This is a genomic window from Qipengyuania sp., from assembly GCF_042095715.1.
Classification (GTDB): Bacteria; Pseudomonadota; Alphaproteobacteria; order Sphingomonadales; family Sphingomonadaceae; genus Qipengyuania.
This window is the reverse complement of sequence record NZ_JBELMO010000089.1, coordinates 1-8519: the sequence shown is the minus strand read 5'-3', so window position 1 is coordinate 8519 and position 8519 is coordinate 1. Positions and strand designations below refer to the sequence as shown.

The following is an 8519-nucleotide window of genomic DNA, read 5'->3' as shown; positions in this document are numbered from 1 at the left end:
TGGTGGGCGACCCCGAGCAGTTGCAGGCGATCGAAGCAGGCGCGGCGTTCCGGTCGATTGCCGAGCGTCACGGCGCGGCCGAAATCACCGAGGTCCGCCGGCAGCGCGAGGACTGGCAGAAGGATGCGACGCGCGCGCTTGCCACGGGCCGCACGGCCGAGGCGATCCACGCCTATGCAGACCGTGGCATGGTTCACGCAGCCGACACGCGCGAGGCTGCGCGTGCCGAGCTGGTGGATGGCTGGGATCGCCAGCGCCAGGCCGATCCGGACAAGACGCGCATCATCCTCACTCACACCAATGCCGAGGTGCGCGAGCTGAACCGGGAGGCGCGCGAGCGGGTGCGCGCGTCGGGCGGGTTGGGCGAGGACGTGGGCGTGACCGTCGATCGGGGCCGGCGCGACTTTGCGGCCGGCGACCGGATCATGTTCCTGCGCAACGAGCGCTCGCTGGGCGTGAAGAACGGCACGCTGGGCACGCTGGAGCGTGTCGAGGGCGGCCACATGGCGGTACGGCTCGATGGGGGAGGACGCGCCGCGTTCGACCTCAAGGATTATGCCGCGGTCGATCACGGCTATGCGGCCACCTTCCACAAGTCGCAGGGCGTCACCGTCGATCGCGCTCATCTCCTCGCCACTCCCGGCATGGACCGGCACAGCGCCTATGTCGGCATGTCGCGGCACCGCGACGGGGTGCAGCTCCATTATGGCCGTGACGACTTCGCCGATCAGCGCCAGCTTGCCCGCGTGCTGTCGCGTGATCGCGCCAAGGACATGGCCGGCGACTATGCCGCGCCGTCCGACGAGGACCGGGCGCGCAGCTTCGCCGAGCGGCGCGAGATACGCTGGCCCGAGCGCGCCCGTGAGATCGTCTACCAAGTCCGCGACAAGGCCAGGGATATGTTCTCGGGCTTTCGGCCGAAGCCTGCTGCCATGCCGGAGAAGGCACCTGCCCCGGATCGTGCCGGCGCGGCGATCGGCGGCAAGCCGGGCCAGGCCAGGGCGATCGAACGCTATGCGCGGGCGTCGGCCGACATAGGCCGGATGCGCGCGCAGGAGCTGCCGGTGCTGCCGCATCAGGAGAGCGCGTTGCGCCGCGCCGGCGAGGCGCTGGATCAGGTGCGGCCCGATGCCGCGCGCGACCTCGCTTCCGCGTTCCGCCGCGATCCCGGGCTGATTGGGCAGGCAGCCGGGGGGAACACAGGCGGCGCGGCGCGCGCGATGGCCGAGGAGCGCCGGGTGCGGCTCGACCCCGATGCGCGCGCCGAACGTTTCGTGGAGAGCTGGCGGGGTCTGGCGCGCGAGCGAGCGAGCGGCGACCAGGCCCGGTCCGACAAGGCCGTCACGCGCATGGGCGCGATGGCCGAAGGCCTGCGCCGCGATCCCGAGTTGGCGAAGGCGCTGGAGCGCCGCGCGCCCGAGCTGGAGCTGAAACTGGAGCGCGGCCGAACCATCGAGAAATCGCTGGAGCAGTCGATCGGGATCGGCCGCGAGCGAGACAGGGGCATGAGCCGATAAGGGGAAGACGTGATGGCGGATGATGAAGGGCCGAGTGAAGCCGCGCAGGCGTTCCAAGAGCTGCGCGCGGAGGTGACGCTGATGCGCCGTGCCGTCGAGCGTCTAACGGCCGAGCGCATGGAGGTGCCCGAGCCGCCCGACTATTCCGAGACGTTGGGCGTGATCGCCAACAACATCACCGCTACGGCGCAGCGCGTCGATATGCTGGTCAAAAGCCCGATGCTGGCGATGACGCCGGAGCAGTTGGCGGGACGGATCACCGCGGCGGCGAGCACGGCGCGCCAGGAAGACCGGCAGACGATCGCTACGGCGCGCACCGGCCTGGAGGACGTGACGCGCCAGCTTCACAGCTATGTCGTGTCGGCGCGGCATGGCGATGAGCAGAACCGCTGGCTGATGTGGAGCGCGATCGGCGGGATCGTGGTCGGCATGATCTTCTGGGCGGTGTTCGCCGGCATTGTTGCGCGCGCCGTGCCCGCGAGCTGGCAATGGCCGGAAAAGATGGCGGCGCGTTCGCTCGACCTGCCGATGTGGGAGGGCGGCCAGCGTCTCATGCGGACCAGCGCGCCCGACGCTTTCGCCAACATCGCCGCAGGTGATCGGATCGTCACCGCTAATCGGCAGGTGCTGGAGGCGTGCCAGAAACGTGCGAACAAGGCGGGAGAGGCGACGCGATGTACGATCACCGTAGAAGCGGGCAGGGGTGCCCGATGAGCGACGAAGCCGAGCTGATGACGGTTATGGACCGCCTTCGGAGTGGGCATGACATGCTGCCCTTCCTCGCCGGCCTGTATTCCGCCGGCCAGGTCAAGCTCCAGCCCGTGCCTGCGGATATGCAGGCGTTACTGGAGGACGCTCCGGATTACCGCTCGCTCGATCCGGGTGAAGGGCCGGTCTGGTTACAGATCGCGAGCGCAGACGATGCAGCCGAGCTGGTGGTGTACCGGACCCGGGGGACCGGCACCCTGTATGTTGTTGCCCCGGACCGGCAGCCTGGCTGACACACCGGGAAAGGCGTCCCTTTCCCGGTGTGCTTTATCGGTTACTTCGCGCCGCTAGGAACCCGGTTAAGTCCCCACCTCAGAAAAATCAGAAACGCGCTGCCAAGAAGCCACTTGTAGGAAAAACTACCAACAACAATTGTAACGGGAATAAGAACAGACATTAAAACACCTCTTAATAAACATAAGCAAAATCCTTTGCTTGTTTGGACAAAATGCAGTATTGGCCTTCGCCTTGACTGCCTGTACATAATACAGGCGGGGCAGGAACGGCGTCTATATCTTTTTTCGCGATGCTCCCGCACCAGCGCTAACCGCTGAAGGTATGGCAGTCCGCTGACCTGATGCGCCGCGCCCAAGCCGTGCGAGTTGACGAGCTGAAGCCCGGACCGGACGATTGCAGGCGCGAACAGGAGGAATGATGGCGGACCAGAATGCCGTGCGGCTGGCGTTGCGTGACGAGGAAGAGTTCACGTCGATCGACATGGTGCTGACGGCAGTCGGCGGGATCGAGCTTTCCGGCCAGGACACGGGGCCAACTGTCAGGCAAACATGGGGGGACGCTGATTTCGAATATGGCATCCGGATCGCGCCGGAAGACGTTCCGCGGCTCGCGTTTGCGCTGGTTGCCGAGCACTACCGGGGCGAGCTTGGCGCAGTTCAAAAGATCAGTGAGCTGGCCGAGCGCCACGGCATCAGCGCCGAAACGTGGAGCTTCTAATCAAATGACGATCATCCGCATCCTTCACCGCGAGGCTGGCAAGGTGTCCGACTACGGGCACGACTACGGCCCCGAGGACTTTGCTGGGCAGGTGCCGGCGATCGGCGACATGATCCTCGACCCCGGTGTGCCGGTCGGACAGGACCGGCACGATCCCCGGAACCGGGAAATCTGGACCGTCGTCGGTCGCGTGTTCAACCCGCGGGACAATAAGGATTACGTGTCGCTGATCGTGGAGAGCCGCAGCGGCACACTGGCCGACGAGGCATTCGCCTAGTGGCGGATACCCGTACACACGAACAGCGTCGGCGCATCATGCAGTCGGTCGGGACCAAAGACACGGGTCCCGAGCTGATCGTCAGGCGCCTCCTGCACAGGTTAGGCTACCGCTACCGGCTCCATCCAAAACAGCTTCCGGGGCGTCCCGATATAGTATTGCCCGGCCGCAAAAAGGCGGTCTTTGTGCACGGCTGCTTTTGGCACGGTCACGAGTGCCAGAAGGGACGGGCTCCCAAATCCAAACTCGATTATTGGGGGCCGAAGCTCGATGCGAATCGCGAGCGGGACGCGCGTAAGGAAGCGGAGCTGCGCGCCCTCGGTTGGGACGTGGCTACAATCTGGCAGTGTGAGATTGCTGATCGGCAAGCCCTTGAAACAAGCCTAGTTTCTTTTCTGGGCCAGCCTGGAAAAAGCGATCGACAGGCGCCTGCAAACGTCGTAAGCTCGCCCGAGAACAAAACGGAGACAACATGAGGCCCTTGGGCATCGATTTATTCGCCGGCGCGGGCGGCATGAGCCTGGGCTTCGAGCAGGCTGGGTTCGACGTAGCGGCCGCTGTCGAGATCGACCCGGTGCATTGCGCCGTCCACGCCTTCAATTTTCCCGATACGCCCGTCATCCCGCGATCCGTTGTCGGGTTGAAGGCAGCCGAAGTGCGCGCGATCGCCGGCATCGGTAAGCGGCCGATCGACTGCGTGTTCGGCGGCCCTCCCTGTCAGGGCTTTTCGATGATCGGAAAGCGGGCGTTGGAAGACCCGCGTAACACGCTGGTGCGTGAGTTCGTGCGCTTGGTTCAGGAGTTCGATGCTCGCACTTTCGTGTTCGAGAACGTGAAAGGTCTGACGGTAGGAAGCCAGCGCGCGTTTCTGGACGAACTGGTGGAGGCGTTCGACAAAGCCGGTTACGATGTGCGCCTGCCTTGGCAGGTGCTGGATGCGGCGAATTATGGCACCCCTCAACACCGGCAACGGTTGATCCTGATGGGCGCACAGAAAGGTGAAGCTGTGCCGGCCTATCCTGCCCCGATCACCAACGCGGCAGATGGCCGTAAGCCTATAGGCGAGCTTCCTATCGGCCCTACCGTTATGGACGCTATTGGCGATCTGCCGAACGCAGATCGTTTCCCCTCACTCATCGAGACTGATGCGACCCGCACCGCAGCCTTCGGGAAGCCTTCGACCTATGCCGCAGAGATGCGGGGCCTCAGCAACGATGCTTGGCATTTCGGTCATGTTCGCAATTGGAACCCCGGTATTCTTACGTCGAGTGCGAGAACCACGCATACGGATATCTCGCGCCGCCGCTTCACCGAGACAGTTCCAGGCACCGTCGAGCCGATCAGCCGCTTCTTGAAGCTGTCCCCAGTTGGCTTGTCCAATACACTACGCGCCGGGACAGACGGTGCACGGGGGGCGTTCACTAGCCCGCGGCCGATCCACTATAAGCACCCTCGCTGCATAACGGTTCGGGAGATGGCTCGCCTGCATGGTTTCCCCGACTGGTTCAGGCTGCATGCTACGAAGTGGCATGGCGCTCGCCAGATCGGCAATGCAGTTCCACCGCCGCTTGCGCGCGCTATCGCCGGGGCTGTGATCGACGCGCTTGGGGTCGATCCGAGCCGCCCTGAGCAGCCGGTAAACCTTGGCGATCCGACGTTACTCTATCTCGAAATGTCGGAAGCGGCCGAACGGTTCGGCGTTCCGGCACCGAGTAGCAAGCGCGACCGCAAGAGCGGTGCCAAAAAGCGGAAGCAGCATGAGATCGAGGAAATCCGTTTGAAGCTCGTCGCCAATGGCCGGTGACGACGAGTTTACGGACTTCGGATACTTCAAAGCGGTCGTGGTCGATGTAGGAACGGAGCAAGCAAGGATCGTGGCCCCTGAGAACGACGATAGCCTCGCCACGACAGACGAGGCTCTGCCCGACGACGTGGAGCCGGCAACGCCCGCACAAACCAATCGCTATAAAGCAATCATCGAGCGTATCTTCTCCGACCGATATACCCAGGGTGCCACAGAGGTCGCTTTTGCGCGCGTCGATATTGTCACGACAGCCGCAGCGCTCGGCGTAGATCTGCCGCAAAACCTCGGCGATGTGGTGTATGCGATCCGTTATCGGATACCCATGCCCGATGCTATTCTAGCAACTCAGCCCGAGAAGCTGGAATGGATCATCGAGGGCGCCGGGCGCGCTAAGTATAAGTTTCGGCTCGTTCCGGCGACCCGGATCAGACCGAACGAAACGCTTGTCAGCATCGACATTCCCGATGGTACCCCCGAGTTGATCCGGGCCTATGCACTCGACGACGAACAGGCGCTGTTGGCGATCGTCCGCTACAATCGCCTGATCGATATATTCCTGGGGCTAACCGCCTCTAGCTTGCAGAACCACCTTCGCACGACGGTGAAGGGCATCGGTCAAATCGAGATCGATGAGCTGTATGTCGGCCTCGATAAGCGGGGTTGTCACTACGTTATCCCGGTGCAGGCTAAGGGAGGCAAAGATCAAATCGGTGTCGTGCAAACGACCCAAGATATTCGTTACGCCGATCAAAAGTTTCCCGGCTTACGCTGTCGTCCAATTGCGGCTCAATTCATGGATGGTGGCAAGATCGCATTGTTCGAGCTGACCTTGCAGGAAGGTGAGGTCCGCTTGGTGGACGAGAAGCATTACCGTCTCGTGCCGGCCGACAAGCTCGACCGAGATGCGATCCGCGACTATCGGGATTAGTAGATCGTGACCGAGTGGAAGCCGCGTCGGTCGCCTCAATATCGGATGCCCGAGGGGCCGCAGAATCGCTCCCCGGCCGTCATGGCTCAGCGGACTGAAGCCCTCGACAGCCTGGACGACTTCCCGACTCCGAAATGGGCGACACGCGCCCTAATCGAGGAGGTTCTCGGCGGAGAGAAGTTCGATAGGCTTTCATGTTGGGAGCCGACATGCGGGCGCGGCTATATGGCTTCCACGCTGGCAGAGTATTTCCGGACCGTGCGCAGCAGCGATGTGCACGGCTACGGTTATGGCGAGATATTCGACTTCCTGTCGCTCTCCGCCGAAGCAGCGGCCCCGCATGATCGTCCCGACTGGATCGTGACCAATCCCCCATTCCGCTTAGGCGAGGAGTTCGTGCGGCGCGCCTTGCAGCTCGCAAGGTCCGGTGTCGCAATGCTTGTCCGCACTGGCTTCATCGAAGGAGCCGGTCGCTACGAGCGACTGTTCAAAGACCGCCCCCCGAGCTGCGTCGCGCAATTTGTCGAACGGGTTCCCATCCTCCGCGGTCGCGTCGATCCCCGCGCATCGACGGCCACAGGCTATTGTTGGCTGATATGGCAGGCCGGTGTCGCTGCGCCGACCCGGCTCGCTTGGATACCCCCATGTCGGCGGCGTTTGGAGAAGGCGGGAGATTACGAGCTTACGCTTTATCAGGTGCCGGCACAGGTATGCTGAACGCATTCGCTCGCATCCTGCTCACCAGCTCGGCTATCGCGCCCGTGGGGCTGACCTATGCCTGGGTCGCCTACATGCAGGATCAGCCAAAGCCGGCGATCTACATTCTTGCGGCTAGCCTCGCTACCGTGGGCATCTGTCTGATGCTGCTTCGGTATGCGCGTAAGAACCTCGAAGCGTCTCAGTTTCAAGCGGTCGAAATCGAAGCGGCAGACCGTGAGAATATGGGATTTCTTCTGCTATATTTGCTTCCGCTTTTTACATCTCAGTTCAACACCCTCAACTGGCAACTGTGGATTCCAACCCTCGTTATTTTCGCGCTGATAACGGCGACTGGATACAACTATCACTTCAACCCGCTTCTCGGATTGTTAAAGTGGCACTTCTACAAGGTTCAGTCAAAAGAGGGTGTTACCTATGTTCTTATAACAAAGAAGCAGCTTCGAACGGTAGCTAATGCCGTTACTGTCGGGCAGCTTACCGAGTACATTCTAATAGACTTAGAGGATGCTTGATGGTCAATCTATTCGCCCTTTGTCGCTTAACAACAGGGTTGCAGGTTAAGCGGGTTGCGCTCGCTCAACCGGTGCAGGCGAAGGTTGGTCATATCTTTCAGACACAGGCGAATTATTTCCTGAACGGCGTCGCTGAGGAGGTCGATTTCTCGGGCGATTGGAAACCGGATGACGACGAGCTGCTGGTGATTGACGCTCCCGCTGAGGCGGCCGTCATCACTGCAACAATCGCGGCCAATCCGATCAGTCTGCCGGAGATCGACGCCCAGAACTTCATGGCAGAGGGTATTCGAGGCCTCTTCGTGATCGATCCGGTAGGACAGGGTCATCGTGTCCTGATCCAAGCCTTTTCGGCGCAGCAGCTTCTATCCCGCAGGTTTACCCTCTTCCAGTCGGGCAATTCGTTCAAGGAGCTGACGGAGCCGGGATTCACCCTCGACAACAGTATCGTTGCCATCATGGAAGGAGGAAAGCTGAAGTTCAAAAGCTTTCAGCGGACGCGCAGCGTGTTTGACCTACAGCAGTTCTATAAGGCGGCAACCGATCAGGAGGTGGATGCTTTTTGCCAGCATGCCAGCCTAGAGGTAGCCGACGTTGCTGCGTTCAAGGTGGCGGCGGACCAAGGCGTCAGAAAGCTCGTACATGCCATCACTAAGGCCAATGTGTTGAACACACATCAGGTAGATGTGATTGCGACGAAGGCAGCAAGCCTGGGAATTAATATAACCGTGCAGAATGGAAAGCTTCTGGTTCCTACTGATCGGAAATCTATAAAAACGCTTTTTCGGTTTTTGGACGACGGCATCTATCAAGCCGCGCTCAGCGCATCGAGATATGTTACCAACTCAAAAAGAAGAATCCCCTAGACGAGTAGAAGGTCTAGGTGGGTAGCAGTCCAGACATTCGTCGTGATTGTTCAGAAAACGACCGATTGTTGAACAGGCTGAGCCGAGTGTCCTGCCACGATCAAGGCGAAGTAGCTGGGAGCTTTAGGGGAGCCTGTTAGCGGTTCACTTGCCCCGGACACGGCCAAGCCGAA

General features: G+C 61.5%; 11 protein-coding genes. All 11 read left to right on the top strand.

Going from position 1 to position 8519, the window contains the following annotated elements:
- Window positions 1-1517: AAA family ATPase (locus ACFDTG_RS14955; RefSeq protein WP_375291778.1), on the top strand; the 1517-nt coding region annotated here is incomplete at its 5' end.
- Window positions 1518-1529: 12 nt separating this feature from the next.
- Window positions 1530-2231, top strand: a complete 702-nt coding sequence (locus ACFDTG_RS14950) for a DUF6118 family protein (protein WP_082718814.1) — start codon at window positions 1530-1532, stop codon at window positions 2229-2231.
- Window positions 2228-2518: a hypothetical protein gene (locus ACFDTG_RS14945; protein ID WP_061940315.1), complete on the top strand. Its 291-nt coding sequence runs from the start codon at window positions 2228-2230 to the stop codon at window positions 2516-2518. The genes ACFDTG_RS14950 and ACFDTG_RS14945 overlap by 4 nt, the downstream gene beginning before the upstream one ends.
- 418 nt (window positions 2519-2936) lie before the next feature.
- Complete coding sequence (locus ACFDTG_RS14940) at window positions 2937-3239, top strand: hypothetical protein (protein WP_061940313.1); 303 nt, start codon at window positions 2937-2939, stop codon at window positions 3237-3239.
- A 4-nt stretch (window positions 3240-3243) separates the two neighbouring features.
- Window positions 3244-3516: a hypothetical protein gene (locus ACFDTG_RS14935; protein WP_061940311.1), complete on the top strand. Its 273-nt coding sequence runs from the start codon at window positions 3244-3246 to the stop codon at window positions 3514-3516.
- Window positions 3516-3992, top strand: coding sequence for a very short patch repair endonuclease (locus tag ACFDTG_RS14930; RefSeq protein WP_076605821.1), 477 nt, complete (start codon window positions 3516-3518; stop codon window positions 3990-3992). The genes ACFDTG_RS14935 and ACFDTG_RS14930 overlap by 1 nt, the downstream gene beginning before the upstream one ends.
- Window positions 3989-5320: a DNA cytosine methyltransferase gene (locus ACFDTG_RS14925; RefSeq protein ID WP_061940307.1), complete on the top strand. Its 1332-nt coding sequence runs from the start codon at window positions 3989-3991 to the stop codon at window positions 5318-5320. Before ACFDTG_RS14930 ends, ACFDTG_RS14925 begins: the two co-directional genes overlap by 4 nt.
- Complete coding sequence (locus tag ACFDTG_RS14920; RefSeq protein WP_235600945.1) at window positions 5310-6248, top strand: endonuclease; 939 nt, start codon at window positions 5310-5312, stop codon at window positions 6246-6248. The genes ACFDTG_RS14925 and ACFDTG_RS14920 overlap by 11 nt, the downstream gene beginning before the upstream one ends.
- An 81-nt stretch (window positions 6249-6329) precedes the next feature.
- Window positions 6330-6965, top strand: coding sequence for a hypothetical protein (locus ACFDTG_RS14915; protein WP_375291777.1), 636 nt, complete (start codon window positions 6330-6332; stop codon window positions 6963-6965).
- A complete protein-coding gene (locus tag ACFDTG_RS14910; protein WP_375291776.1) occupies window positions 6959-7480 on the top strand; it encodes a hypothetical protein in 522 nt (173 codons plus the stop codon). Before ACFDTG_RS14915 ends, ACFDTG_RS14910 begins: the two co-directional genes overlap by 7 nt.
- Window positions 7480-8346: a Kiwa anti-phage protein KwaB-like domain-containing protein gene (locus ACFDTG_RS14905; protein WP_061940301.1), complete on the top strand. Its 867-nt coding sequence runs from the start codon at window positions 7480-7482 to the stop codon at window positions 8344-8346. The genes ACFDTG_RS14910 and ACFDTG_RS14905 overlap by 1 nt, the downstream gene beginning before the upstream one ends.
- Window positions 8347-8519 lie beyond the last annotated feature (173 nt).

Bases quoted from the DNA above. Each gene is read 5' to 3' on its own strand.
- ACFDTG_RS14950 (WP_082718814.1), top strand. From the start codon at position 1,530: ATGGCGGATGATGAAGGGCCGAGTGAAGCCGCGCAGGCGTTCCAAGAG.
- ACFDTG_RS14945 (WP_061940315.1), top strand. From the start codon at position 2,228: ATGAGCGACGAAGCCGAGCTGATGACGGTTATGGACCGCCTTCGGAGT.
- ACFDTG_RS14940 (WP_061940313.1), top strand. From the start codon at position 2,937: ATGATGGCGGACCAGAATGCCGTGCGGCTGGCGTTGCGTGACGAGGAA.
- ACFDTG_RS14935 (WP_061940311.1), top strand. From the start codon at position 3,244: ATGACGATCATCCGCATCCTTCACCGCGAGGCTGGCAAGGTGTCCGAC.
- ACFDTG_RS14925 (WP_061940307.1), top strand. From the start codon at position 3,989: ATGAGGCCCTTGGGCATCGATTTATTCGCCGGCGCGGGCGGCATGAGC.
- ACFDTG_RS14920 (WP_235600945.1), top strand. From the start codon at position 5,310: ATGGCCGGTGACGACGAGTTTACGGACTTCGGATACTTCAAAGCGGTC.
- ACFDTG_RS14915 (WP_375291777.1), top strand. From the start codon at position 6,330: ATGGCTCAGCGGACTGAAGCCCTCGACAGCCTGGACGACTTCCCGACT.
- ACFDTG_RS14910 (WP_375291776.1), top strand. From the start codon at position 6,959: ATGCTGAACGCATTCGCTCGCATCCTGCTCACCAGCTCGGCTATCGCG.
- ACFDTG_RS14905 (WP_061940301.1), top strand. From the start codon at position 7,480: ATGGTCAATCTATTCGCCCTTTGTCGCTTAACAACAGGGTTGCAGGTT.